This is a genomic window from Rhodococcus sp. AB351 (genome assembly GCF_049538275.1).
Taxonomy (GTDB): Bacteria; Actinomycetota; Actinomycetes; order Mycobacteriales; family Mycobacteriaceae; genus Rhodococcus.
Genome location: NZ_JBMVFW010000006.1, coordinates 72,583 through 97,946 on the forward strand (window position 1 = coordinate 72,583; position 25,364 = coordinate 97,946).

The 25,364-nt window shown below is 70.0% G+C and carries 23 protein-coding genes; 12 read left to right on the forward strand and 11 right to left on the reverse strand.

The features are described from left to right. Positions 1 to 55: 55 nt before the first annotated feature. Positions 56 to 685 carry a TetR/AcrR family transcriptional regulator gene (locus tag ACPCXD_RS14430; RefSeq protein WP_423660065.1) on the reverse strand — a complete coding sequence of 210 codons (630 nt, stop codon included), beginning with the start codon at positions 683 to 685 and terminating at the stop codon, positions 56 to 58. Between the two features lie 171 nt (positions 686 to 856). Between ACPCXD_RS14430 and ACPCXD_RS14435 the strand changes: the two genes are divergently transcribed. Genes ACPCXD_RS14435 through ACPCXD_RS14445 form a run of 3 tightly spaced genes read left to right on the forward strand, consistent with a single transcriptional unit; the run spans position 857 to position 2,972 of the window. Beyond that, a complete protein-coding gene (locus ACPCXD_RS14435) occupies positions 857 to 1,696 on the forward strand; it encodes an SDR family NAD(P)-dependent oxidoreductase (RefSeq protein WP_423660218.1) in 840 nt (279 codons plus the stop codon). A gap of 45 nt (positions 1,697 to 1,741) precedes the next feature. Then, the gene (locus tag ACPCXD_RS14440) at positions 1,742 to 2,389 is read left to right on the forward strand and encodes a maleylpyruvate isomerase family mycothiol-dependent enzyme (protein WP_423660067.1); all 648 of its coding nucleotides are present in this window, start codon (positions 1,742 to 1,744) and stop codon (positions 2,387 to 2,389) included. Between the two features lie 16 nt (positions 2,390 to 2,405). Next, positions 2,406 to 2,972 (forward strand): DUF488 domain-containing protein, encoded by a 567-nt coding sequence (locus ACPCXD_RS14445; protein ID WP_145691165.1) that lies wholly within the window; start codon positions 2,406 to 2,408, stop codon positions 2,970 to 2,972. A 30-nt stretch (positions 2,973 to 3,002) separates the two neighbouring features. On the opposite strand, the gene bsaP is transcribed toward ACPCXD_RS14445, so the two are convergent. Together bsaP and bioB are read right to left on the reverse strand one after the other, a co-directional pair. Then, complete coding sequence (bsaP, locus tag ACPCXD_RS14450) at positions 3,003 to 3,203, reverse strand: biotin synthase auxiliary protein BsaP (protein WP_423660069.1); 201 nt, start codon at positions 3,201 to 3,203, stop codon at positions 3,003 to 3,005. Then, positions 3,203 to 4,216 carry a biotin synthase BioB gene (bioB, locus tag ACPCXD_RS14455; RefSeq protein ID WP_423660071.1) on the reverse strand — a complete coding sequence of 338 codons (1,014 nt, stop codon included), beginning with the start codon at positions 4,214 to 4,216 and terminating at the stop codon, positions 3,203 to 3,205. The genes bsaP and bioB overlap by 1 nt, the downstream gene beginning before the upstream one ends. A 161-nt stretch (positions 4,217 to 4,377) precedes the next feature. On the opposite strand from bioB, the gene ACPCXD_RS14460 reads away from it, so the two are divergent. The 6 genes from ACPCXD_RS14460 to ACPCXD_RS14485 all read left to right on the forward strand — a co-directional run bounded on the left by ACPCXD_RS14460 (position 4,378) and on the right by ACPCXD_RS14485 (position 12,350). Then, on the forward strand, positions 4,378 to 5,004 hold the full coding sequence (locus tag ACPCXD_RS14460; RefSeq protein ID WP_016695787.1) for a TetR/AcrR family transcriptional regulator C-terminal domain-containing protein: 627 nt from the start codon (positions 4,378 to 4,380) through the stop codon (positions 5,002 to 5,004). 42 nt (positions 5,005 to 5,046) lie between these two features. Then, positions 5,047 to 6,336 carry an SWIM zinc finger family protein gene (locus ACPCXD_RS14465; RefSeq protein WP_160875820.1) on the forward strand — a complete coding sequence of 430 codons (1,290 nt, stop codon included), beginning with the start codon at positions 5,047 to 5,049 and terminating at the stop codon, positions 6,334 to 6,336. Further along, a complete protein-coding gene (locus ACPCXD_RS14470) occupies positions 6,333 to 7,793 on the forward strand; it encodes a DUF5691 domain-containing protein (RefSeq protein ID WP_423660074.1) in 1,461 nt (486 codons plus the stop codon). The genes ACPCXD_RS14465 and ACPCXD_RS14470 overlap by 4 nt, the downstream gene beginning before the upstream one ends. Before the next feature lie 131 nt (positions 7,794 to 7,924). Continuing rightward, positions 7,925 to 8,998: an ATP-binding protein gene (locus tag ACPCXD_RS14475; protein WP_026061628.1), complete on the forward strand. Its 1,074-nt coding sequence runs from the start codon at positions 7,925 to 7,927 to the stop codon at positions 8,996 to 8,998. Next, entirely contained in the window at positions 8,995 to 11,196 is a 2,202-nt protein-coding gene (locus ACPCXD_RS14480; protein WP_423660076.1) for a DUF5682 family protein, read from the forward strand. The genes ACPCXD_RS14475 and ACPCXD_RS14480 overlap by 4 nt, the downstream gene beginning before the upstream one ends. Continuing rightward, a complete protein-coding gene (locus tag ACPCXD_RS14485; protein ID WP_301845360.1) occupies positions 11,193 to 12,350 on the forward strand; it encodes a VWA domain-containing protein in 1,158 nt (385 codons plus the stop codon). The genes ACPCXD_RS14480 and ACPCXD_RS14485 overlap by 4 nt, the downstream gene beginning before the upstream one ends. Before the next feature lie 36 nt (positions 12,351 to 12,386). Here ACPCXD_RS14485 and ACPCXD_RS14490 read toward each other — a convergent pair whose 3' ends face one another. Further along, positions 12,387 to 13,991 carry an MFS transporter gene (locus tag ACPCXD_RS14490; RefSeq protein ID WP_258260744.1) on the reverse strand — a complete coding sequence of 535 codons (1,605 nt, stop codon included), beginning with the start codon at positions 13,989 to 13,991 and terminating at the stop codon, positions 12,387 to 12,389. A 112-nt stretch (positions 13,992 to 14,103) separates the two neighbouring features. On the opposite strand from ACPCXD_RS14490, the gene ACPCXD_RS14495 reads away from it, so the two are divergent. After that, positions 14,104 to 15,099, forward strand: coding sequence for an iron-siderophore ABC transporter substrate-binding protein (locus ACPCXD_RS14495; protein ID WP_258260672.1), 996 nt, complete (start codon positions 14,104 to 14,106; stop codon positions 15,097 to 15,099). A 19-nt stretch (positions 15,100 to 15,118) separates the two neighbouring features. Here the strand turns inward: ACPCXD_RS14495 and ACPCXD_RS14500 are convergent, their stop codons facing one another. From ACPCXD_RS14500 to ACPCXD_RS14525, 6 genes are all read right to left on the reverse strand, one after another. Then, complete coding sequence (locus ACPCXD_RS14500) at positions 15,119 to 15,865, reverse strand: succinate dehydrogenase/fumarate reductase iron-sulfur subunit (RefSeq protein ID WP_016694390.1); 747 nt, start codon at positions 15,863 to 15,865, stop codon at positions 15,119 to 15,121. 1 nt (position 15,866) lies between these two features. Beyond that, positions 15,867 to 17,783 (reverse strand): fumarate reductase/succinate dehydrogenase flavoprotein subunit, encoded by a 1,917-nt coding sequence (locus tag ACPCXD_RS14505; RefSeq protein ID WP_423660079.1) that lies wholly within the window; start codon positions 17,781 to 17,783, stop codon positions 15,867 to 15,869. A gap of 45 nt (positions 17,784 to 17,828) precedes the next feature. Beyond that, complete coding sequence (gene sdhC / locus ACPCXD_RS14510) at positions 17,829 to 18,665, reverse strand: succinate dehydrogenase subunit SdhC (RefSeq protein ID WP_160875806.1); 837 nt, start codon at positions 18,663 to 18,665, stop codon at positions 17,829 to 17,831. Then, positions 18,662 to 18,949 carry an Rv0250c family protein gene (locus tag ACPCXD_RS14515; RefSeq protein ID WP_016694393.1) on the reverse strand — a complete coding sequence of 96 codons (288 nt, stop codon included), beginning with the start codon at positions 18,947 to 18,949 and terminating at the stop codon, positions 18,662 to 18,664. The genes sdhC and ACPCXD_RS14515 overlap by 4 nt, the downstream gene beginning before the upstream one ends. Before the next feature lie 104 nt (positions 18,950 to 19,053). After that, the gene (bioD, locus tag ACPCXD_RS14520; protein ID WP_160875804.1) at positions 19,054 to 19,767 is read right to left on the reverse strand and encodes a dethiobiotin synthase; all 714 of its coding nucleotides are present in this window, start codon (positions 19,765 to 19,767) and stop codon (positions 19,054 to 19,056) included. Then, positions 19,764 to 20,903, reverse strand: a complete 1,140-nt coding sequence (locus tag ACPCXD_RS14525) for an aminotransferase class I/II-fold pyridoxal phosphate-dependent enzyme (RefSeq protein WP_160875802.1) — start codon at positions 20,901 to 20,903, stop codon at positions 19,764 to 19,766. The genes bioD and ACPCXD_RS14525 overlap by 4 nt, the downstream gene beginning before the upstream one ends. Before the next feature lie 99 nt (positions 20,904 to 21,002). Here ACPCXD_RS14525 and ACPCXD_RS14530 point away from each other — a divergent pair, with 99 nt between their 5' ends. Further along, on the forward strand, positions 21,003 to 21,791 hold the full coding sequence (locus tag ACPCXD_RS14530; protein ID WP_423660082.1) for an alpha/beta fold hydrolase: 789 nt from the start codon (positions 21,003 to 21,005) through the stop codon (positions 21,789 to 21,791). 9 nt (positions 21,792 to 21,800) lie between these two features. Here ACPCXD_RS14530 and ACPCXD_RS14535 read toward each other — a convergent pair whose 3' ends face one another. Next, on the reverse strand, positions 21,801 to 23,090 hold the full coding sequence (locus ACPCXD_RS14535; RefSeq protein ID WP_160875798.1) for an adenosylmethionine--8-amino-7-oxononanoate transaminase: 1,290 nt from the start codon (positions 23,088 to 23,090) through the stop codon (positions 21,801 to 21,803). 148 nt (positions 23,091 to 23,238) lie between these two features. On the opposite strand from ACPCXD_RS14535, the gene ACPCXD_RS14540 reads away from it, so the two are divergent. Next, positions 23,239 to 25,341: an acyltransferase family protein gene (locus ACPCXD_RS14540; RefSeq protein WP_423660085.1), complete on the forward strand. Its 2,103-nt coding sequence runs from the start codon at positions 23,239 to 23,241 to the stop codon at positions 25,339 to 25,341. Positions 25,342 to 25,364: the final 23 nt, after the last annotated feature.

Genomic DNA, 25,364 nt, shown 5'->3' on the forward strand with positions numbered 1-25,364 from the left:
ATGCACAGATCGTCATGTGATTCCGACGTGTGTGTCGGACAAGATGAGTCGTGCGTTACATGCCTGCAGACGGGATGCCCTCGGCCGAGCGCGTCAGGCTGGCGAGGACGGTCTCGACCAGTGTGCGAACGTAGTCGTCCGAGGGGGGTTCGCCGGTGGCCGACCACTTCTGGGCGACCGGTGCGAACAGCAGGTCCACGGCGACGTCGAGATCGAGGTCGTCCGGCAGTTGCCCCGCATTCTGCGCGGCCCGGAGCCGGGCCTTCTTCATCTCCCGCATCGGTGCGTCGAGCCGGTGTTCGTATTCCGCTGCGAGTTCGGGGTCTTCGAGTACCGCCACGGTCAACGCGCGCAGCGGGACGGCGAACGTCGGATCACGCAGTTCCGCCACGGTGGCCTGCAGCACCGCGATGAGGTCCGCGCGCAGGTCGCCGCTGTCGGGTAGCGCGGCCTCGTCCCCGGCGTCGCCCTGCGTGCGCGCCAGGTACGCGTCGAGGAGCACGGCTCCCTTCGACGGCCACCAGCGATAGATCGTCTGCTTCCCCACGCCGGCCCGGGCGGCGATCGCCTCGATACCGAGTTTCGAGTAGCCGACCTCCGCGACCAACTCGAAAGCGGCATCGAGGATCGCTTTCCGAGAGGCGGGGTTCCGCCGGGAGTGTCCGGCTTCGGGGAGTGCGGGCATGAAACGACGATACCGCACCGAGACGAGACGTTGCGTCTTGACAGACGCCCCTCGGCGGATCATGCTCGAACGGACGAGACGGACCGTCTCGTCTCATCCAGGAGGTATCCATTGAAGACCCAACCGACAATCCCATCCCCCGCCACCCCTGGCCTGCGTCCCCGCACCTGGTTGATCACCGGCGCGAGCCGCGGCCTGGGCAGGGAGTTCGTCCGTGCCGCGCTGGCGAGAGGTGACAACGTCGTGGCCGTCTCACGATCGATCGAATCGGCCGATCTCCCCCGGGATCCGGAGCGTCTCCTCCGAATCCCGGCCGACGTCACCGACCGCACGGCGGTGTTCGCCGCATTCGACAGGGCACGCGAACATTTCGGAGACCTCGACATCGTCGTCGACAACGCGGGCACCATGGCCTACGGATTCGTCGAGGAGTTCACCGAGGAGCAGGCGCGTGCACAGTTCGAGACGAACTTCTTCGGAGCGATGTGGGTCAGCCAGGCCGCCATGGCGACCTTTCGGAGCCGAGAACGCGGGCATCTCGTGCAGATCTCGAGCATCGGGGGCGTACTGAGCGGGCCCGGCACAGGGCTGTACAGCGCGAGCAAGTTCGCCCTCGAAGGACTCAGTGAAGCACTGGCCGTCGAAGCCGCGCATTTCGGCATCGACGTGACGATCGTCGAGCCGGGCGGCTACTGGACCGACCTCTACACCACCATGACGGTGAGCACTCCGCGATCGGACTACGACTCGCTGCGAGCCGAGATCGAGGAGCAGAGCGCGTCCACGAGCATCGACAGCCACCCCGCCCTGGCCGCGCGGGCACTCCTCGAGGTCGTCGATGCCGACCGGCCGCCGCGACGCATCGTCCTGGGCAGCGCCGTCCTGGATGCGGCCGTGGCCGCCACCCGGGAGAAGGTCGACACCTGGCTCGAGTGGGAGTCGGTGAGCCGTGCCGCGGAAGATGCCGTACCGGCACCGGAATCCGTGAGTGGGGAGCGATCCGCGATCTAGAATGGGCGGATCGTGTGTCCGGCGGACCCCAGGTCAGGTGATCCCATGAACGTCGACGACATCTGGAACACGATCGACGAGCAGCGCGCACGAACTGCCGACCTGCTGGAACAACTGACCGACGACGAGTGGCGCCGGCCGTCACTGTGCGAGGGCTGGACCGTGCGCGACGTCGCCGCGCACCTCACGTTGCAGCAGCTCACCGTGGTCGATTTCGTGCGGATGGTCGTGCGTCATCCCGGAGGGGTGAACACGATCATCCGCGAGTCCTCTCGCGACCGTGCCCGGCGACCGACGCAGGAGTTGATCGCCGGCCTCCGGGGGATGATCGGTTCCCGGCGGCACAACGTGGGCATCACCCCGCTCGAGGCCATGATCGATCTGCTCGTCCACGGCCAGGACATCGCGGTGCCGCTGCAGCGCGACCTGCCGATGCCACCGGATGCCGCAGCGGCGGGCGCCACTCGGATGTGGTCCACCCGCGGCACCGGGAAGGCCCGGGTCTTCGCCGACGTCCCGCTCGACGGATTCCGTTTCACCGCAACCGATGTCGATTGGTCCGCCGGTTCCGGACCCGAGGTGCGGGGACCGATCTCCGCGATCCTGCTGCTGCTCGCGGGCCGTCGTGCGGGGTTGTCCCGATTGGAGGGCGACGGAGCGGAGGAACTACGCCGGCGGGTGGCGCACGCGTGATGGGACGATGGGGGCCATGAGCGCCGATTCCCGTGTCCTGTGGACCATCGGCCACTGGACGTGTCCGCAGTCCGTCCTGCTCGACACCCTGACCTCGGCCGACATCGAACTCGTCGTCGACGTGCGGAAGATGCCCGGTTCGCGCCGCAGCCCGCAGTTCGACGCCGACGAGATGCCGTCCTGGCTCGACAGCGCCGGGATCGGCTACCTGCACCTCACCGAACTGGGCGGCAGGCGGCCGAAGCAGAAGGACATCGATCCGACCGTCAACGCCGGCTGGAAGAACGCAAGCTTCAAGAACTACGCCGACTACACACTCACCGACGACTTCGAGGCCGGACTGGAGCGCCTCACCGACCTGGCCGAGCATCAGCACGTCGCCATCATGTGCGGCGAGCCGATGCCGTGGCGCTGTCACCGGCTGTTGATCGCGAACACCCTCGCCGCACGGGGATGGACCGTCGTGCATCTCGTCAACAACGCGAAGCCGCGACAACACGAACTGGGACAGTGGGGCGCGACACCGTCGGTGGATTCCGACGGCGTCGTGACCTATCCGGGCGATCCCGACGACGATGGGTGAAACCCCTCGGCCGTCGAATCGGGTCGGCGCTCAGCGCCGTTCGCTCAGCGCCGAGTCTACGGTCCCGTGACGCGAGCACCGCGCCCACCACCCGTCCGGCGCGATCTGGACGATCATCCGCCGACCGCACTGCGCGCAGAACCGTGGCGGTTCGAGTCCGAGTTGCACTGCTGCGGAAGGGGTTCGGACCGTCCCGTCGACGATCGCTTCGCCGGTGAACGGGTCGAACATCAGATCGTCTCGCCGAGGGCCTTGATCGGCATCTTCAGTTCGCCGAGCAGATCGAGATCGGTCTCCGCGGGCCGGCCGAGCGTGGTGAGGTAGTTGCCGACGATGACGGCGTTGATCCCGCCGAGGATCCCCTTCTGCGCGCCGAGGTCGCCGAGCGTGATCTCGCGGCCGCCGGCGAACCGGAGGATGGTGCGCGGCAACGCCAATCGGAAAGCCGCCACTGCCTTGAGCGCCTCGGTGGCAGGCAGCACCTCGAGGTCGCCGAAAGGGGTGCCGGGGCGCGGGTTGAGGAAGTTCAGCGGCACCTCGTCGGGTTCGAGCGCCGCGAGGTCGGCTGCGAATTCGGCTCGCTGCTCGATGGTTTCACCCATCCCGAGGATGCCACCGCAGCACACCTCCATACCTGCCTCGCGCACCATGCGCAGCGTCTCGAAGCGCTCCTCCCAGGTGTGGGTGGTGACGACGTTCGGGAAGTGCGAGCGCGCGGTCTCGAGGTTGTGGTTGTAGCGGTGCACGCCCATCGCGACGAGCCGGTCGACCTGGTCCTGGGTGAGCATGCCGAGCGAGCACGCGATCTGGATGTCGACCTCGTTGCGGATGGCCTCGATACCGGCCGCGACCTGCGCGAGGAGGCGTTCATCGGGTCCGCGTACGGCCGCGACGATGCAGAACTCGGTGGCTCCGGTCTTGGCGGTCTGCTTCGCGGCCTCGACGAGCGACGGAATGTCGAGCCGGGCGGCTCGCACCGGAGAGGCGAACAGGCCGGACTGTGAGCAGAAATGGCAGTCCTCGGGGCAGCCGCCGGTCTTGAGGCTGATGATCCCCTCGACCTCCACCTCCGGTCCGCACCACGTCATGCGCACGTCGTGGGCGACCGCCAGCAGGTCGTCGATGCGGTCGTCCGGCAGTTGCAGGACCTCGAGGGTCTGGTCGCGGTCGAAGCCGATTCCGCGACCGAGCACCTGGTCGCGAGCGATTTCGAGGATGTCGGTGCGGGCGGGCGCCTGGGTCACTGCCGTCTCCTGGGGTGGCGAGAACTTGAACATCGTTCAATTGAACAGCGTTCAGGTTAGGGCGAAGCGTCCGATAGTGTCAAAGGCACGAATCCTTCGGTTCGGATCCCCGGCGGCGCGGTACCGCCGCAGGCAGCAGGAGAAGCGGGAGCGAAGAAGCAGTGCAGTTGCGACGCGGCGACGTCCTCGACGGCGCCATGGCGATCCTCGACGAGTACGGGCTCGGCGACCTGACGATGCGCAAGCTCGCGTCGTCGCTCGGCGTCCAGCCCGGTGCGTTGTACTGGCACTTCCCGAACAAGCAGACCCTGCTCGGCGCCATGGCCGACCGCATCCTCGACGGTGTCGACGAACCGCCCGCGAGCGATGCCTGGGACGACGCCCTCTCGGAACTCGCGCACCGTTTCCGCGCCGCTCTGCTCGCCCACCGCGACGGCGCCGAACTCGTCGCCTCGAGCTACGCCTCCCGGCTGACCACCTCGCGGGCCCGCGACGCCTTCGTGGCCATCGCGGAACGCGCGGGTCTGTCGCGGGCGTACGCCGAACTCACCGGCTACGCACTGCTGCACTATGTGCTCGGCCACACGGTCGACGAGCAGTCCCGCGTCCAGCTCGAAGAGCTCGGTGCGCTCACGCGCGCACCGCTGTCCCCCGATGTCGCGACCGAGCAGCCGGCCGACGCCGACGACGACCTGCTCGACGGCGACCCCGCCGTCCGGTTCGAATTCGGCCTGCGATTGTTCGTCGACGGCATCCGCGCACGTCTGGAGACCCGTGCGACATCCTGATCCCGCGGTTCCTGTCGGACCCGTCTCCTACCTTCGACGCTCGTGACCGCCCCCTGGACCCTCCAGCAGATCGACGCCGTCGCACCCGATCCGTCCTCGATGACGGCTGCGCGCGGCGTCGCCTCCGCATGGCTCGAGACCGGTCACGACACCACGGCCCTGTGGGGACTGTGCCGCGGGCGTGGCACCACGCCGTACCGCACGGCGATCGACCCGAGCGCTCCTGCCTACACATGCACGTGCCCGAGCCGGAAGCTGCCCTGCAAGCACGCCCTGTCGCTGCTCGTGCGCTGGTCCGAGGGTGCCGTGCCGACCTCTGAGGCACCCGACTTCGTCACCGGATGGCTCGCTGCCCGCGCCGCGTCCACCACACTTCCCGCCCCGGCGGACGAGCCGGTCAAGGCGCCCGATCCGGCGACCGCCCAGCGCCGCGCCGAGCGGGTCGCGGCAGGACTCGACGACCTCGACCGCTGGCTGACCGATCGCATCCGGCACGGCCTCGGGGCGGTCGATCACGGCTACGACACCTACGAGGCGATCGCCGCCCGCATGGTCGACGCCCAGGCTCCCGGCGCGGCGTCGGCGCTGCGCGCTCTGGCCACCGTCGTGAACGACGAAACCGATTGGCCTGCCAGGCTGCTCGCCGAGTACGCGCGCCTGCACCTGATGACCGTGGCGTACCGGCAGCGCGACGGGCTACCGAGGTCGCTCCTGCGTTCGCTGCAGACCCATCTCGGTTTCAGCACCCGTAGCGAGGAGGTCCGCGCCGAACCGGCCGTGCGCGACCGCTGGCAGGTCCTCGCCGTGCGCGTCACCGAGGAGAGCCGGATGTTCACCCGCAAGGCGTGGCTACGGGGGCGGACGAGCGGACGCTGGGCGATCCTGCTCGACTTCGCCCATGGCACCGCGCGTTTCGCCACGCCGCTCCCCTTCCCCGGTTCGCTGGTCGACGCCGATCTGCACTTCTACCCCGGCGCGGCCCCGCTGCGAGCGGTGCTCGGCCGGCAGCACGGGGAGACGGAGCCGTTCACGACCCTGCCCGCCACCGGACTCGACGCCGCGCTGGACGAGTACGCCCGCATGCGCGGAGCAGATCCGTGGTTGCGCAGCTGGCCCGTCCTGCTCGACGCGGTCACTCCCACCGACAGCGAGGAGGGCTGGTACGTCGTCGACCCGTCCGGGCGGGCACTGCCGCTGGCCGGTGACGACGACAGCCGCTGGCGGCTGCACGCCGTCGCAGGGGGCCGTCCCGTGACGGTCTGCGGCGACTGGGACGGAACTGCTCTCGCCCCGGTCTCCCTGTTCACCGAAGGACAGGTGATGACCTGGTGACCGCCCTGCCCGAATCGCTCACGACGGCAGCACTTCTCGGCACTGCACGCTCCGCGCCGGAGTTCGACGCGCTGCACACGGCCGACGCCGCGGTCGAACTCACCGGAGACCCCGCCGCGACGCTGCTCGCCGCCGCCGCTCTGGAGACGACCTTCGTCACCGCCGCGACCGTGCCCGTGATCCGCGAACTGCCGTCACCGGCCCCGGACGACGACCGTCCCGTCCTGCCCGACGCGGCTGCCGAACGCCTGCGCGCGCTGCTCGCCGTCCGCTCCCCACTGCTCGACGAGTGGTTCGAGGTGGCGGCACGATTCCGAGCGTCGTACGACATCGTGGTCGACCTGCTGACCGTCGCGACCACCGACGCGGTGCACCGCGACCGGCTGGTCGCACTCACCGGTGCCCGTGGGCGCTGGGTGGCCGCGCGCAACCCGGAATGGGCCGATCTGCTGCCGCCCGACCCGCTCGACGACTCGCCCTGGCACGCCGGTCCGCCCGCCCGTCGACGCCGATGGTTCGAGGCGCTGCGCGCGCACGACCCGGCCGCGGCGACGGCGACACTCGCGGCGTCGTGGGGTGCGCAGACCGCGGCCCAGCGGGCCGAGCTCGTCGCCCTGCTCGCGGTCGGTCTCGGTCCGCACGACGAAGACCTGCTCGAACGCGCTCTCGACGACCGCAGCCGCAAGGTCCGTGCCGTGGCACTCGACCTTCTCCCCCGCCTCCCGGACTCCGCATTCGCGAGGCGCATGGCCGAGCGGGTGCGGCAGTGGCTGCTCGTCGACGGCGCGACGGTCACCCTCGCCGTCCCCGAACGGCCGGACGAGAGCGCACTCCGCGACGGTCTCGCCGACGATCCCGCCCGTGATCTGCTGGTGGCGGCCGTTGCGGCGGCTCCGCTGTCGGTGTGGCGCGAGTACGCCGGGGACACGGTGCTGCCGGAGTTCGACGTCGACGACACCGTCCGCACGGCACTGACGGACGCGGCACTGACAGACGCGGCACTGACAGAGGCGGCACTGACAGAGGCGGCACTGACAGAGGCGTGGGGCCGCGCGGTGGTCCGGCAGCGCGACGGCGACTGGGCCGCGGCGTTGCTGCGACGCGACGGCACCGTCGACGCGGCGGTGGCGCAGGTCGTGCCCCGCAACATCCTGCTCGCGCATCTGCGCGGCGCGTCGCCGTCCGCGGTTCTCGACGACGCGCTGCTCGCCGCGCTCCCGGCGCCGTGGCCGCGCGATGTCGCCGAGAAGGTGCTCACCGCGCTGTACACGAAGCTGACGACCACCCGCGTGGTGCGCGACGTGCTGACGTTGCTCGCCCACCGGGCACCGTTCGAGCTGGCCGATCTGCTGGCCGACGCCGCGAACCGCACCGACGATCTCGGTCGCCTGCACCTGTTCGCGAGCGCAGCCGACACCCTGACCCTCCGCAAGACGATCCACGAGGAGCTGAGTTGACCGACTTCGAGTCGACCCCCGCAGTTGTCGGCACCGACGAAGCTGCGGCGTCCGATACCGGCACGTCCGATACCGACGCGCCCGAGGCCGACGCGCCCGACACCACCGAATCCGGCGTATCCGGCACCGACCTGCTGCGTCCGCACGCCGAGCAGCAGTACGCGGATGAACTCGCAGCACTCGCGCGACTCGACGACCGGCCGCGCCCGCCGTCGTGGCAGCTGTCGCCGTGGGCCGTGGTGACCTACCTGCTCGGCGGCGAACTGTCCGACGGCACCGTCATCACCCCGAAGTACGTCGGCCCACGCCGGTTGATGGAGGTCGCCGTCGCGACCCTGGCGACCGACCGGGCACTGCTGCTGCTCGGGGTGCCGGGCACCGCGAAGACCTGGGTGTCGGAGCATCTCGCCGCCGCGATCAGCGGTTCGTCGACGCGGCTCGTGCAGGGAACGGCAGGCACGACCGAGGAGTCGGTGCGCTACGGCTGGAACTACGCGCGGCTGCTCGCCGAAGGGCCGAGCGCCGCCGCGCTGGTCGCCTCCCCGGTCATGACCGCGATGCGTGACGGTGCCGTGGCGCGTATCGAGGAACTCACCCGCATCCCCGCCGACGTGCAGGACGCGCTGATCACCATCCTGTCGGAGAAGACGCTTCCCGTCCCCGAACTCGGCATCGAGGTGCAGGCGACGAAGGGGTTCAACGTCATCGCCACCGCCAACGACCGCGACCGCGGGGTCAACGACCTGTCGTCCGCGCTGCGTCGACGGTTCAACACCGTCGTGTTGCCGTTGCCGGCGAGCGAGGAGGACGAGGTCTCGATCGTCACCCGCCGCGTCGAACAACTCGGCGCCGCACTCGAACTGCCCGCCGTGCCCGCCGCCGCGGAGGAGATCCGCCGCGTCGTCACGGTCTTCCGGGAGTTGCGCAGCGGTGTCACCACCGACGGCCGGACCAAGCTGAAGTCCCCGTCGGGCACCCTGTCCACCGCCGAGGCGATCTCGGTGGTCACTGGTGGCCTGGCGCTGTCGGCGCACTTCGGTGACGGGGTGTTGCGGCCCGCCGACGTCGCGGCCGGGATCCTCGGTTCGGTGGTCAAGGACCCCGTCTCCGATCGCGTGGTCTGGAACGAATATCTCGAGGCCGTCGTCCGGGAACGCGGCGACTGGACCGACTTCTACCGGGCGTGCCGGGAGATCACCGGGTGACCGACGCTCTCTTCGACCGCGCGGATGCGCCCGCGGAGATCCGGGTCTTCGGGATCCGGCACCACGGGCCGGGTTCGGCGCGCGCGGTCCTGCAGGCACTCGCAGAGTTCGAACCCGACACCGTGCTCATCGAGGGGCCGTCGGACGCCGAGCCGGTGCTTGCGCTCGCCGCGGCCGACGACATGGTTCCGCCGGTCGCACTGCTGGCGTACGCCCGCGACGAACCGGCGCGGGCGGCGTTCTGGCCGTTCGCGGCCTTCTCGCCCGAGTGGCAGGCGTTGCGCTGGGCCTACCTGCACGACGCCGACGTGCGGTTCAGCGACCTTCCGGCGGCGATGTCGCTCGCCGCCGAACGCGAGGTCGGCGACCGCGCGACCGACGACCTGCTCGGCATGCTCGCCCGCGCCGGCGGCTACGCCGACTTCGAGCAGTGGTGGGACGCGGTGGTCGAGCACGGCACCGCACAGGCCTTCGACGAGATCACCGACGCGATGCGGGCGCTGCGCGAGGATGTCGGGATCGACGACCACACCGCGCGACGCGAGGCGCACATGCGGCAGGTGCTGCGCGCGACGGTCAAGGCCGGGGCCCGCGCGATCGCCGTGGTGTGCGGGGCGATGCACGCGCCCGCGCTGACCGGCCGGCTCGGACCGGCCGCGCCCGACGCGCGCCTGCTCAAGGGCATGCCCAAGGTCAAGACCACCCTCACGTGGGTGCCGTGGAGCCACTCCCGGTTGTCGCTGTCGTCGGGCTACTGCGCCGGCATCACCTCACCCGGCTGGTACCACCACCTGTTCACACAGCCTGCGGACACGACCGCACGCTGGTTCACCCGCGTGGCCCGTGTCCTGCGCGAGGAGGATCTGCCCGTCTCGAGCGCCCACGTCATCGAGGCGACGCGCCTGGCCGACACGCTCGCGGCGCTGCGCGGTCGCGCGGTGGCCGGACTCGACGAGGTCGTCGAGGCGACCCGATCGGTGCTGTGCGACGGCGACGACGTCCTGCTCGACCTCGTCACGCGGCGGCTCGTCGTCGGCGAGGCCCTCGGTTCGGTCTCCGAGGACACCCCCACCGTCCCGCTCGACACCGACCTGCAGCGCAATGCGAAGTCGTTGCGTCTCAAGCGGTCCGCCGAAGCGAAGAACCTCGATCTGGACCTGCGCCGCGAGATCGACGTCGCGCGGTCGCGACTGCTGCACCGCCTGGCGCTGCTCGGGATCGACTGGGGCACGCCCACCGAAAGCGAGGTGCGCTCGACCGGCACCTTCCGCGAGACCTGGACGCTGCGGTGGGAACCCGAATTGTCGGTGGCGATCGTCGAGGCGTCGCGGTGGGGCACGACGGTGGAATCCGCAGCGGGCGCCACAGTGGCCGACCGTGCCGCACGTTCCGGGATCGCGCTCGCCGACCTCACCGAACTCCTCGAACGGGCGCTGCTCGCCGACCTGCGGACCACGATCCCGTCGCTGGTGACGGCGATCGACGCGGCCGCCGCACTCGATCACGATGTGCTGCACCTGATGAGCGCACTGCCGACCCTCGTGCGCACCGTCCGGTACGGCGATGTGCGGGGCACCGATCTGTCCTCCCTGGACCACGTCTGCGACGCCCTGCTCGCGCGGGTGTGCGCCGGTCTCCCGGCGGCGGTCACCGGTCTCGACCACGACGCCGCCGATGCGCTGCGCACCGCGATCGACGACGTGCACCTCGCTCTCGCGCTGCGCGCGGATCCGAGCGCGACCGGTCGATGGCTCGACACGCTGACATCGGTGAGCGAGCGCGACGACGTCGACGGTCTGCTCGTCGGGCGCACCACCCGGATGCTGCGCGACACCGGCCGACTCGGCGAACACGACGCGGCCGTGCGGGTCGCGCGGGCGTTGTCGGTGGGGTCACCCGCGCCCGCGAAGGCACGCTGGATCGACGGGTTCCTCGGCGGGGGTGGGCTCCTGCTCGTCCACGACAGCGCACTGTTCGATCTCGTCGACGAATGGATCAGCGGTCTCACCGACGACGATTTCGTCGACGTCCTGCCCGTCCTGCGGCGCACCTTCGGGTCGTTCGCGTTCGGTGAGCGACGCCTGCTCGGGCAGACGGTGCGCGGCGAACGCACCCGCCGCGCGGAGACACCGCCCGCTGTGGACCGCGGCCGGATCGCCCTGACCGCCACCGCGTCGATCCTGGGAGTGTCGGCATGACAACCGAATCCGGAGACACCGAACGCCTGCGCCGCTGGCGGCTGGCACTCGGCGAGGCCGCCGAGGACTCCACGGGCTCGCTGTCCTCGGCCGACGACAGCGCGATGGACGCCGCGCTCGCCGCGCTGTACGACACCGCGCCCGGCGACGGCACCGCACCGCGCACGGCAGGTCTCGGCGCGTCCGCGCCCCGGGTGGCGCGCTGGCTCGGCGACATCCGCACCTACTTCCCGACATCCGTCGTCCAGGTGATGCAACGCGACGCAGTGGATCGGCTCGGGTTGACCCGGCTGCTCCTCGAACCCGAGATGCTCGAGGCCGTCGAACCGGACGTGCACCTGGTGGGCACGTTGCTGAGCCTGAACCGCGTGATGCCGGAGACCACCAAGGCGACGGCACGGACGGTCGTCGAGAAGGTCGTGCGCGAGATCGAGGCTCGCATCGCGCAGCACACCCGCGCCGCCGTCACAGGCGCGCTCGACCGGTCGTCGCGGACGTCGAACCCGAAGCTGCGCGACATCGACTGGGACCGCACGATCCGCGCGAACCTGGCCCACTACCTGCCGGAGCATCGCACCGTGGTGCCCGAGAAACTGGTGGGTTACGGGCGCCGGTCGCAGGCGGTGAAACGCGACGTGGTGCTCGCGGTGGACCAGTCCGGGTCGATGGCGTCGAGCGTGGTCTACGCGTCGGTGTTCGCGGCGGTCCTGGCGTCGATGCGGGCGCTGCGCACCTCGCTGGTCGTATTCGACACCGCGGTGGTGGACCTGACCGACAAGCTCGCCGACCCCGTGGACGTGCTGTTCGGCACCCAGCTCGGCGGCGGCACCGACATCAATCGGGCGATCGCCTACAGCAGGTCGCTGATCACGCGCCCGGCCGATTCGCTGTTCGTGCTCATCTCGGATCTGTACGAGGGCGGCATCCGCGCCGAGATGCTCTCGCGCATCCGGGAGATGCTCGCCGCGGGGGTGCAGGTCGTGGTGCTGCTCGCGTTGTCCGACGACGGGGCACCGTCCTTCGACCGCGACAACGCGGCGGCACTCGCCGAACTCGGAGTTCCCGCCTTCGCGTGCACGCCCGACCGATTCCCGGAACTGCTCGCCGTCGCGCTCGAGCGGGGTGACGTCGGACGCTGGTCGCACTCGGTCTGACCGCCGGACCGACCCGGACGGCGTGAGGATCCGGGTTCAGTGGGCCGGTTTTTCGGACGAGTCGACCGCCGCGTCACCGTCCTCCTCGGCGTACCGCTCGAGCAGCGCGATCTCGGCCGTGCGTGAGGGGAACGCGAAGGCCACCAACGCTGCTCCGACCAGCACGATCGCGATCGCGGCCGTGTAGGCGCGGGTGTCGCCGTCGAGGAAGGCCGACCGGGCCGCCTCGATGATCTGCGGCGCGTACTGCGGATAGTGCTCGGCGATCCCGACGGCTCCCGCGAACGACTTCTCCAGTGCGGTCTCGGTCTGCTCGTCGACGGCCGTGGCCTGAGGACTCGCCGCGATCGTCGCGGCGAGGGAGGCCGAGTATCCGGCCGTGAGCAGCGCTCCGAGGATCGACTGGACGATCGCGCCGCCGAGATCGCGTTGCAGATCGGCGGTGCCGGAGGCCATTCCGGCGCGGGAGACCGGCACCGATCCCGTGAGCGAATGCGAGGCCGGGGTACCGGCGAGACCGACACCGGCGCCGAGGCACATGTATCCGAGGGCGATCACCCAGTAGTGCGCGTCCTCGTCCCACAGCATCAGTGCGACGACGAGTCCGGCCACGATCGCGACGTAACCCGACAGCAGGGTGAAGCGGGAGCCGCGCGACCCGACGAGTTTCGCCGACTGCGGTGCCACCAGCACCATCACGAATGCGGCGGGCAGCGCCGCCGATCCTGCCGCGAGCGTCGAGTAGCCGAGCACGTTCTGCAGGTACTGCTGGCTGATGTACATCGTGCCCATGAGGGTGCCGAACACGATGATGCCCGCGACGGCCGCGACCCAGAACACGCGACGCCGGGCGACCCGCAGGTCGAACAGGGGATTCGCCGCGCGCAGCTGCCGCATCACGAAGAGGATCACCGCGACGAGAGCGATGACGAGGGCGGACACCGCGATGGTCTTCATCCCGTCGACGGGCACGAAGTTGATGCCCAGGACGAGCGAACCGACGAGCACCACCGAGACGAGGCCGCCGAGATGATCGACCGGGTCGGTCGACTCGTTGACGTGGCTCGGCACGAACATCCAGGTCAGGGCGAGCGCGATCAGCGCGAGCGGGATCGTCACCAGGAAGACCGATCCCCAGAAGAACTGTTCGAGCAACATGCCGGCGACGAGCGGGCCGAGCGCGGTCAGGCCGCCACCGATCGACGACCACAACGCGATGGCGCGCGTGCGCGCCGCGCCCGACCACAGGGCGGTGATCAGGGCCAGGGTGGTGGGGAACGCCAGACCGGCGGAGACGCCGCCGAGCACCCGGGCGGCGAAGAGCACGTCGGTGTTCGGCGCGAATCCGGCGACCGCGGAGGCGGGAACCGACAAGACCATGCCGAGCAGCAGCATCGTCTTGCGTCCGTAGCGGTCGCCGACGGCCCCGAGGTAGAGCACCGACGCGGCGAGACCGACGGAATAGCCGACGGCGACGAGGTTGAGCTGGGTCTGGCTCGCGTCGAACGCCTTCCCGATGTCGGGCAGTGCCACGTTCGCGACGGCGAGGTTCAGGTTCGCCACGGCGGCGACGAGGATCAAGGAGGCGAGCACCAGGTTCGCCCGTGCCGGCCGACCGTCGTCAGGTGGGGTCACGGACACATACTGCGCGCTCGAACAGCCGTCCTGCGCGGTTTCCGGCGGGTTTTCACCTTCGGTCACCCCACCGGGTTAGGATCGCCTCACTTGTTGTTCGACAGACTCGAGGCCCGCCATGACACGCCGATCCGCTGCGTTGCTCCGTTCCGCCGCTCTGTTCACGGCCACCGCGATCGCGCTGACCGCGTGCGGATCCTCCGACACGGAGTCCGACTCCGGTTCGGCTCCGTCGGACGGTGCCTTCCCCGTCACCGTCGACACGAAGTTCGGGGAGGTCACCATCGAGTCCGCCCCCGAACGCGTCGCGGCTCTGGGCTGGGGCGACGCCGAAACCGCACTGGCGCTCGGTGTTCAGCCGGTGGCGGCGAGCGACTGGCTCGCCTTCGGCGGCGACGGTGTGGGGCCGTGGGCGCAGGGGTTGTACGACTCGCCGCCGGAGCTCATCGGCACGATCGAGCCGTCCTTCGAGCTGCTCGCGGCGCAGGAGCCCGATCTGATCCTCGACACCAAGAGTTCCGGTGAGCAGGCCCGCTACGAGACTCTGTCGGGGATCGCCCCGACCGTCGGCGGCCCGGAAGGCAGCGACGCCTATCTCACCTCGCTCGACGACCAGGTGACCTCGGTGGCAACGGCGCTCGGTGTCCCGGACAAGGGTGCCGAGTTGCTGTCGCAGATCGATGCGGATTTCGAGCAGGCCGCCGCCGACAATCCCGAGTTCGCGGGCAAGACCGTCACCGTCGCCTCCTACACGTCGGAGGGGTGGGGCGCCTACGTCGTCGGCGACTCGCGCGTCGACTTCATGACCGAGCTCGGCTTCGTGAACAATCCGCAGGTGCAGGCCGCGGCGACGGACGATTTCTTCATCACCGTCTCCGACGAGAACCTGGACATGCTCGACTCCGACCTGCTGATCGTGCTGCCGATCTACGTGCCGGCCGCCGAGGTGACCGACAATCCGGTCTTCCAGCAGATCCCGGCGGTGCGCGACGGCCGGTTCCTCGTGCTCGACAGCGATTCCGACATCTCCGCGGCGTTCTCGACGAACTCGGTGCTGTCGGTGCCGTTCGCGCTCGACGAGCTGGTTCCGCTGGTCGCCGAACGCGTGAACTGAGCCGGTTCCTGCGTCCGGTTCAGCGCCGGAACAGCTTGTTGCCGAGCCAGACGATCGGATCGTAGCGACGGCCGGCGACGCGTTCCTTCATCGGGATCAGCGCGTTGTCGGTGATGTGGATGTTCTCCGGGCACACCTCGGTGCAGCACTTGGTGATGTTGCACATGCCCAGGCCGTGCTCGTCCTGCGCGACGTCGCGCCGGTCGGCGACGTCGAGCGGGTGCATCTCGAGTTCCGCGATGCGCATGAGATAGCGGGGACCGGCGAAGGCCTCCTTGTTCTCCTCGTGGTCGCGCACCACGTGGCAGACGTTCTGGCACAGATAGCATTCGATGCACTTGCGGAACTCCTGGGAGCGCTGCACGTCGACCTGTTGCATCCGGTACTCCCCCGGCGCCAGATCCGGAGGCGGCGCGAAGGCCGGTATCTCGCGTGCCTTGCGGTAGTTGAACGAGACATCGGTGACGAGATCTCGGATGATCGGGAAGGTGCGCATCGGGGTCACGGTGATCGTCGCGTCGGGATCGAACAGCGACATGCGGGTCATGCACGTCAGGCGCGGGCGACCGTCGACCTCCGCCGAACACGATCCGCACTTGCCCGCCTTGCAGTTCCAGCGCACGGCGAGATCCGGTGCCTGGGTGGCCTGCAGGCGGTGCAGGATGTCGAGGACGACCTCCCCTTCGTTGACCTCGACGGTGTAGTCCCGCAGTTCCCCGCCGTCGGCGTCGCCCCGCCAGATCCTGAACGCCGCCTGGTATCCCATCTCAACCCCTCCGTCCGGGATGGTCCGCGAGTTCCTCGTCGGTGTAGTACTTCCCGAGTTCGTCGATGTCGAACAGCTCCAGCAGGTCGCGGCGCATCGGTTGCTGCCGTTCGGCGGTGACCGTCACGTCGGGGACGAACGGGTCGCCGCCGTCCAGGCGACAGGCGAGCAGAGTGCGACGCCATTCGGGGTCCATCGACGGGTGGTCGTCGCGGGTATGTCCCCCGCGGCTCTCGGTGCGCTGCAACGCGGCCCGTGCGACGCACTCGCACACGAGGAGCATGTTCCGCAGGTCCAGGGCGAGATGCCAGCCCGGGTTGAACTGGCGGTGGCCCTCCACCGCGACGTTGCGGATCCGTGTGCGCAGGGTGTCGAGTTCGCGCAGGGCGCGTTCGATCTCGTCCGCGCGCCGGATGATGCCCACGAGATCCTGCATGACCTGTTGCAGGTCGGTGTGCAGGGTGTAGGGGTTCTCGGCGCGATCGGCGTCGGCCGGATCGAAGGGCGAGAGCGCCGCGCGGGCGGCGGCGTCGATGTCGGCGTCGCCGACGGTCGGCCGCGACGTGAGTCCCTGCACGTAGTCGGCGGCGCCGAGACCTGCCCGGCGACCGAAGACCAGCAGATCGGACAGCGAATTCCCGCCCAGCCGGTTCGATCCGTGCATGCCACCGGAACATTCCCCGGCGGCGAACAGCCCCGGGACTGCCGCAGCGGCGGTGTCGGGGTCGACCTCGATGCCGCCCATCACGTAGTGGCAGGTCGGGCCGACCTCCATGGCCTCGGCGGTGATGTCGACGTCGGCGAGTTCCTTGAACTGGTGGTGCATCGACGGCAGGCGGCGCATGATCTCGTCGGCCGGCATCCGCGAGGCGATGTCGAGGAAGACTCCGCCGTGCGGGGTGCCCCGGCCGTCCTTGACCTCGGAGTTGATGGCGCGGGCGACCTCGTCGCGTGGGAGCAGGTCGGGCGTGCGGCGATTGTTCTCCTGGTCCTCGTACCAGCGGTCGGCCTCCTCCTCGGTCTCCGCGTACTGGCCTTTGAACACCGGCGGGATGTAGGAGAACATGAATCGTTCTCCCTCGGAGTTCTTCAGCACTCCGCCGTCGCCGCGCACACCCTCGGTGACGAGGATGCCCTTCACACTCGGCGGCCAGATCATTCCCGTCGGGTGGAACTGGACGAACTCCATGTTGATGAGGGTGGCGCCGGCGCGCAGGGCGAGGGCGTGCCCGTCGCCCGTGTACTCCCACGAGTTCGACGTGACCTTCCACGACTTGCCGATACCGCCGGTGGCGATGACGACCGCGGGCGCCTCGAACAGCACGAATCGTCCGGTCTCGCGCCAGTATCCGAACGCGCCGGCGATGCGTCCCTCCGCGTCCTTCAGCAGTTCGGTGATGGTGCATTCGGCGAAGACCCGCACCCGGGCCTCGTAGTCGCCGTGCTCGGCGTGATCCTCCTGCTGCAGTGACACGATCTTCTGCTGCATCGTGCGGATGAGTTCGAGTCCGGTGCGATCGCCGACGTGCGCGAGCCGCGGATAGGTGTGACCGCCGAAGTTGCGCTGGCTGATCCGTCCGTCGGGGGTGCGGTCGAACAGTGCTCCGTAGGTCTCCAGCTCCCACACGCGGTCGGGGGCCTCGCGGGCGTGCAGTTCGGCCATCCGCCAGTTGTTGAGGAACTTGCCGCCACGCATCGTGTCCTGGAAGTGCACCTGCCAGGAGTCGCGGGGGTTGGCGTTGCCCATCGCGGCGGCGCATCCGCCTTCGGCCATCACGGTGTGGGCCTTGCCGAACAGGGACTTGCACACCACGGCAACGGAGAAGCCGCGCTGCCGCGCCTCGATCACCGCGCGCAGCCCGGCGCCGCCTGCTCCGATCACGACGACGTCGACCTTGTGCCGTTCGACATCCACCATCCGTGTTCCCCCTCCTCCGGTGCGGCCGGTGTCGTGCCGTGCGCGTCAGCCGATGAACCGCAGATCGGCGATGGTGTCGCTCGCCACGAGCATGATGTAGAAGTCCGTGAGGATCAGGGTCCCCAGCGTGATCCACGCGAACTGCATGTGCCTGGTGTTGAGTTTCGAGACGAACGTCCAGATCCGGTAGCGCACGGGGTGTTTCGAGAAGTGCCGCAGCCGGCCGCCTGTGACGTGCCGGCAGGAGTGGCACGACAGCGTGTAACCCCAGAGCAGCACGACGTTGATGAGCAGGATCAGGTTGCCGAGTCCGATGCCGAATCCGCTCGGGCTGTGGAAGGACAGGATGACGTCGTAGGTGTTGATCAGCGACACCACGAAACCGGCGTAGAAGAAGTAGCGGTGCGAGTTCTGCAGGATCAGCGGGAACCGCGTCTCGCCGGTGTAGTGTCGGTGCGGTTCGGCGACCGCGCACGCCGGCGGCGACAACCAGAACGATCGGTAGTAGGCCTTGCGGTAGTAGTAGCAGGTCAGCCGGAAGCCGAGGAGGAACGGCAGCGACAGGAAGGCGAGCGGGATCCACATCGGGAGTTCGCCGACCCACGTGCCGAAATGGCGGGCGCCGTCCACGCAGGACGCGCTCACGCACGGCGAGTAGAACGGCGTCAGGTAGTGGTAGTCCTCGACGTAGTAGGCGCTGCGCACGAACGAGCGGATCGTCGCGTACACCACGAACACACCGAGACCGAGGACGGTGAGTGCGGGTGTCTGCCACCACCGGTCGATCCGCAGCGTCCGCGCGGTGATCCGTGCGCGGCCCTCGGAGCGGACGCCGGTGGCCGGCTCACCGCGCGCCGCCGGCGTCGCCTCGGAGGTGCTCACCGCGAGCCGTGCAGCCCGCCGAGACCTTCGTCGTCCGTATCCGTTCCGCGGAACAACGAGTCGTCGTACGGCGTATCGGGAATCGGGATGCGTTCACCGAGACTGTTGACGACCTCGCGCGGAGGATGTTCGGCGAAGTCGCGTATGTCGATGTCGAGACGTTCGACGTCGTTCGACAGCCTCTTCACCGGGGCTGCGTCCCCGTAGCGCGATCGTAGGGATCCGAGGCATTGGCGCAGGTGGGCGGCGGTGCGCTGAAGTTCCTGCAATTCGCTGATGGACATCAGTACCTCCGGGCCGAGCGGTCGACATGTCCCTTCCGTAGCGGGTATCGGCATGTCGCGCCGGCCGACACGATGGGAACAGGCCAGTTGCAGTGTGGCATCCATCACAGTACAGCGGAAGCTCCGCCCGCACGCCGTTTCGTCGGGAGCGGCAGATCCGACCACCGAGAGGCACGGGTGGCGAAGACGCGGGCGTCGAGAGCGCCGCTGCCGGCCGGGATCCTGCCCACGACGGGGACGCCGGTGACGTCGGGAAGGTCGTCGAGATTGCACCGTTCCGCCAGATCCGGTGCAGTAGGCCAGGATCCGATGATCACCCCCGGACACTCGACCCCTGAAGAGCGGAGCGCAGCCACGGTGAGCGCGGTGTGGTTGAGCGTGCCCAGTCCCGCGGCGGCGACGATCACCGCCGGCGCTCCGAGCATGGCCGCGACGTCGGCGAGGGTGAAGCCGCCCGCACCGAGCCGGACGAGCAGACCTCCCGCACCTTCGACCAAAGTGAGGTCGTACTCGGCGTCGAGCATCCGGACGGTGTCGACGATCTCCTCGAGGGTGAGCAGCGGGCGTCCGCTGCGCCGCGCGGCGGTGTCGGGTGCGAGCGGATCGGGATACCGCGCGAGTTCGACGAGCCGGACACGGTCCCCGGCCAGTCGCCGGATCTCCTGCAGGTCGCCCGGCCCGTCGTCCCTCACGCCCGTCTGGGCGGGTTTGCACACCGCGACCCGCAGTCCCGCGGCCACGGCGTTCGCGGCGAGTGCCGCGGTCGCGACGGTCTTGCCCACATCGGTCGACGTGCCGGTGACGACGAGGATGCTCACGCCCGGGCTCCCGCGAGGACGTCGGTGAGCACCTCGTCGACGAGGGCGCGTTCGTCGTCGGTGAGGTTCGCGCGTGCCGTCAGGCGCAGCCGCGAGGTACCGGCCGGAACCGAGGGCGGCCGGAAGCAGCCGACGTGCACGCCGCGGTCGCGGCACTTCGCCGCTGCGTCGGCGGCGACGTGCGGGTCGCCGAGGATCACCGACACCACAGCGGACGGCGGCACCTCGACGCCCGTGAGACGAGCGAGGTGCGCGGCCTGCTCGAGCACTGCAGCGGCACGGGCGGGTTCGGCGCGCAGCACCTTCAACGCACCCCGGGCGGCACCGACGGCGGCCGGGGCGAGTCCGGTGTCGAAGATGAAGGTGCGGGCGGTGTCCACGAGATGTTCCCGTACACGCCCGTCGGCGAGGACGGCTCCGCCCTGGGAGGCAAGGGATTTCGACAGCGTCGCGGTGACGACCACATCGGGCTCGCCGGCGAGACCCACTTCGTGGACGAGTCCGCGGCCCCCCGCGCCGCGGACCCCCACTCCGTGGGCCTCGTCGACGAGGAGCAACGCGCCGTGCGCTCGGCAGACGCGATGCAGTTCCCGCAGCGGCGCGAGGTCGCCGTCGGTACTGAACACCGAGTCGGTCAGGACGAGCGCGCGGGCCTCGGTGCGGGTCGCGAGGGCGTGCGCGACCGCGTCGACGTCGTTGTGCGGGGTGACGACGATCCTCGAGCGGGACAGCCGGCACGCATCGACGAGCGAGGCGTGACCGCCGGCGTCCGAGACGATCAGTGCGTCCTTGCCACCCAGGGCGGCGACGGCACCGAGGTTCGCGGCGTATCCGCTCGAGAACACCAGGCCGCTGTCGGCCCCGACGAAGTCGGCGAGTTCGCGTTCGAGGAGTTCGTGTTCGGCGGTGGTGCCGGTGACCAGCCGCGATCCGGTGGCGCCGGCTCCCCATCGCCGCAGGGCAGCGGTGGCTCCCGCGAGGACCTCGGGATGGCCGGTCAGGCCGAGATAGTCGTTGGAGGCGAGGTCGACGACGGTCGAGCCGGGGGTGCGGACGACGGGGTCGCGGTGCAGACCCGCTGCGCGTCGCGCCGCCGCGGTGTCGTCGAGCCACGCCAGGGCGGGATGTGCGGTCATGAGCGGTGACCATACTTGAACACCGTTCAAGTCGCCATATCGGTCGGCTCGGATCGTAGGCTCGGACGGTCCGGCAGACCCCGACGAAAGGCAGGTGACGTGGTCGTCCACATCGAGTCCCGGGACGGAACGACGATCGGATTCCGCAGGCTCGGGCAGGGACCGGGTCTCGTCGTCGTGCACGGCAGCATCGCGACCGGGGACGAATGGTCGCGCGTGGCCTCCGTCCTGGCGGACCGCTTCACCGTCCATCTCGTGGACCGGCGCGGGCGCGGGCTCAGCGGCGACGCCGACGCGTACTCGATCGACACCGAGATCGCCGACATCGCCGCGGTTCTCGACGCCGCCGGACCGGACGCCTCGCTCGTCGGGCACTCCTACGGCGCACTGTGCGCCCTCGCGGCGGTCGCCTCGGGAGTCGACGTGCCCGGACTCGTCCTCTACGAACCGCCGGTGCCGGTCGCCGGGCCGCTCGCCGGAGCCGCCCTCGCACCGTATGCGGCAGCAGTGGACGCCGGGGACCTCGACCGCGCGCTCACCATCGCCATGATCGACATCCTCCGCGTCCCCGCAGCAGGGGTCGATCGGCTGCGCGGCACCCCGATCTGGTCCCGGATGGCGGAGCTGGCACCCACCTGGGTGCGCGAACTGCGCGTCATCGACGGTCACGGGCCGGATGTCGCGAGGTACGCCTCCGTCACGACCCCGACCCTGTTCCTGCAGGGCTCGCGGACCGCGCAGCACCACGTCGTGGCCACCGAGGCCCTGCGGGCCGTCATGCCCGACACCCGGTTGGTCGAGTTCTCGTGGCACGAGCACTTCGCGCACGTCACCACCCCCACGGCGGTGGCCGACGCGATCGCGGAGTTCCTCACCGCGGTCCGCTGACCGCGGCGGTCACCGGGTGTTCGCGCCGACGGCGGCGATCATCCCCGAGGTGATCGCCGCGAGATCGTCGGCCGAGCAGATGTAGGGCGGCATCGCGTAGACGAGATTGCGGAACGGCCGCAGCCACACCCCGGCCGCCACAGCGGCGTCGGTGGTCGCGCGCATGTCCACCGGATCGGTGAGTTCGATCACGCCGATGCCTCCGAGGACGCGGACGTCCGCGACCCCCGGCAACTCGCGTGCCGGCGCGAGCCCTTCCGTCAGTCCCGCGTTCACCGCCGCCACCTCGGCCCTCCAGTCGCGGGAGAGCAGCAGTTCGACCGCCGCGACGGCGACGGCGCACGCGAGCGGGTTGCCCATGAAGGTCGGACCGTGCATCACGCCACCGCCCTCCCCCGCGCTGATCGCCTCGGCGACGGCCCGCGTGCACAGTGTCGCGGCGAGGGTCATGTATCCGCCGGTGAGTGCCTTGCCCACGCACATCACGTCCGGGCTCACCTGTGCATGGTCGGCGGCGAAGAGTTCGCCGGTGCGCCCGAAACCGGTCGCGATCTCGTCGAAGATCAGCACCAGTCCGTGCTCGTCGCACATCCTGCGCAGCTCGCGCAGATACCGCGGGTCGTGGAAGCGCATGCCGCCGGCACCCTGGACGACCGGCTCGACGACGATCGCGGCGAGCTCGTCGACGTGCTCGAGCAGAACCGCCTCGAACTGCGCGACGTAGCCGGGATCGAAGTGAGCCGGTGGGGCCGGCGCGAAGACCTGCCGTGCGAGCATGTCGGTCCACAGTGCATGCATGCCGCCTTCCGGGTCGCACACGCTCATCGGGGCGAAGGTGTCGCCGTGGTAGCCGCCGCGCCAGGTGAGCAGGCGACGCCGTCCCGGTCTGCCGACGGCACGCTGGTACTGCACCGCCATCTTCATGGCCACCTCCACCGACACCGAACCCGAGTCGGCGAGGAAGACCGTGTCGAGACCGTCGGGGGTGATGTCGACGAGCAGTTCCGCGAGCCGTGCGGCGGGCTCGTGGGTGAGACCGCCGAACATCACGTGGCTCATGCGGTCGAGCTGATCGCGGACGGCGGCGTCGAGGACCGGATGCCCGTATCCGTGCACCGCGGCCCACCACGAACTCATGCCGTCGACCAGCTCACGACCGTCGGCGAGGACGATCCGGGTACCGTGGGCACGGTCGACCACCAACGATTCGGTGGTCGCCGGAAACGCGCCGTAGGGGTGCCAGAGGTGCCGAGCGTCGAGGGTGCGGATCCGCTCGACCGGGAGAGGAGAGTTGCCCACGCCCAGACTGTAGGCGGTTGGAAGTCGCCGCCCGCAGCCGCGTAGTCTGCCCGAGTTGCCGTGAACGACGCTCACGGCAATCGACCGGTGCGCTCGTCGCCGGTTCGCAGCACAGCCGAACACGTAAGACACCGGGGGTATCCGTCACATGTCCGTCCACACCTCGGGACCGGAACTCGAGAGTGGTGCGCGGACAGCAGGCACGCGCCCCGCACGTCGTGCCGACATCGACGGACTGCGCGGTCTCGCGATCGCGCTCGTGGTGATCTTCCACGTCTGGTTCGGTCGCGTCTCCGGTGGTGTCGACGTCTTCCTGGCGCTCTCCGGCTTCTTCTTCGTGGGCACGCTCCTGCGGACGGCCGACTCCTCGGCCCCGCTCGATCCGCGTCCGGTCCTGCGGCGGATCGGCCGGCGTCTGCTGCCGCCGCTCGTCGTCGTGCTCACCGCCGTCGCGGCCGCCACGGTGGTGCTGCGGCCGTTCACGCAGTGGCTCGAGGTGGCCGACCAGACCGGCGCGTCGCTGCTCTTCTTCCAGAACTGGCACCTCGCCCGCACGGCGAGCGACTATCTGGCCGCCGATCCGATGGTCAGTCCGCTCCAGCACCTGTGGTCGATCGCCGTGCAGGGCCAGTTCTACATCGCGGCGCTCGTGGTGGTGTTCGGCTTCGCGTGGCTGCTGCGGCGGATGTCGGTGCCTGTCCGTCTGCCACTGACGGTGCTGCTGGCCGTCCTCACCGCGGCGTCGCTGGCGTATGCGGTGCTCGCCGACCGGCCGCAGTCGTGGCTGTACTACGACAGTGCCGCCCGTGCGTGGGAGCTGACCCTCGGTGGACTGCTGATGTGCCTGTCGCCGTGGCTGCGGGTTCCGCGCGTCCTGCGGATCGTGCTCGGCGCCCTCGGCCTCGCGGTGCTGCTCGCGTGCGGCTTCGTCCTCGACGGCAACTCCCTCTTCCCCGGCCCGTGGGCACTCGTCCCCGTCGGTGCGGCGATGGCGCTCGTCGTCGCGGGCATCCGCTCCGGCTCCGGTCCTGACTCCGACTCCGGCGCCGAGCACGACACACCGTCGGCGCGACTGCTGGCGTCCGCGCCCATGGTGCGCCTCGGGGCGATCGCCTACGCGCTGTACCTGTGGCACTGGCCGATCCTCATCGGCTACCTGATCGTGCGCGGCCATACGTCGGTCGGCCTCGTGGGCGGGCTCGTCGTGATCGCCCTGTCGCTGCTGCTCGCCGAGGCGTCGACCCGGTGGTTCGAGGACCCGATCCGCCGCGTCGAACCCCCTCGGCCGTCCCGCACCGCGCTCGTAGGTGTCGTGACGGTCCTGGCCGTCGCCCTCGTCGGGGCCGCGAACCTCTGGCACACCCATGTCGACCGTTCGACGGAGACCCTCGACGACATCGCCGCCCTGCCGACGGAGCTGTATCCCGGCGCGGCGGTGTTCGATCCCGCCGTCTCCACCGAGCCGCAACCGGTGCAACCTCCGCTGCTCGTCGCCCACCGCGACCTGCCTCCTGCGACGCTCGAGAACTGTATTGCCCAGCACACCAACCGCACACCGTTGACCTGTACCTACGGCGACCCGCTCGCGACGCGCCGCATGGTGATCGTCGGGGGGTCGCACTCGGAGCACTGGCTCGCCGCGCTCGACGCGCTCGGCATCGAACACGGTTTCCGCCTCGACACCTATCTCAAGGTCGGGTGCCCGCTCTCCGATCCCCTCGCCCCGCTGGTCGAGGAGTCCCCGACGGTCGAGTGCGACACGTGGTCGACCGCCGTCCTCGCGGAACTGCGCGCCGATCCGCCCGACTACGTGTTCACCACGTCGACGCGCACCAAGGACCAGGGCGAGGGACCGGGCGACTTCGTCCCGTTCTGGTACGTCGATCTGTGGGAGACGCTCGCCGACTACGGCATCCCGGTGGTGGCGATCCGCGACAACCCGTGGCTGTTCCGCGGCGACGTCGCCTATCGGGCCGCCGACTGCCTCGCCGGAGGCGGCACCGCGGAGACGTGTGGCGTGCCCCGTGAGGAGGCGCTGGACCCGGTCGACCCGGCCGTCGCCGCGTCCGCGCACCTGCCCACGGTGTCGCTGCTCGACCTGTCCGACAAGTTCTGCCGGCAGGATCTGTGCCGGGCGGTGGAGGGAAACATCCTCATCTACCGTGACGAGAACCACCTCACCACGACCTACGTCCGGACGCTGACGCCCGAGCTCGGCCGACAACTCGGTCCCGCCACCGGTTGGTGGTGACGCGCTCACCCGGTGCCGGGACC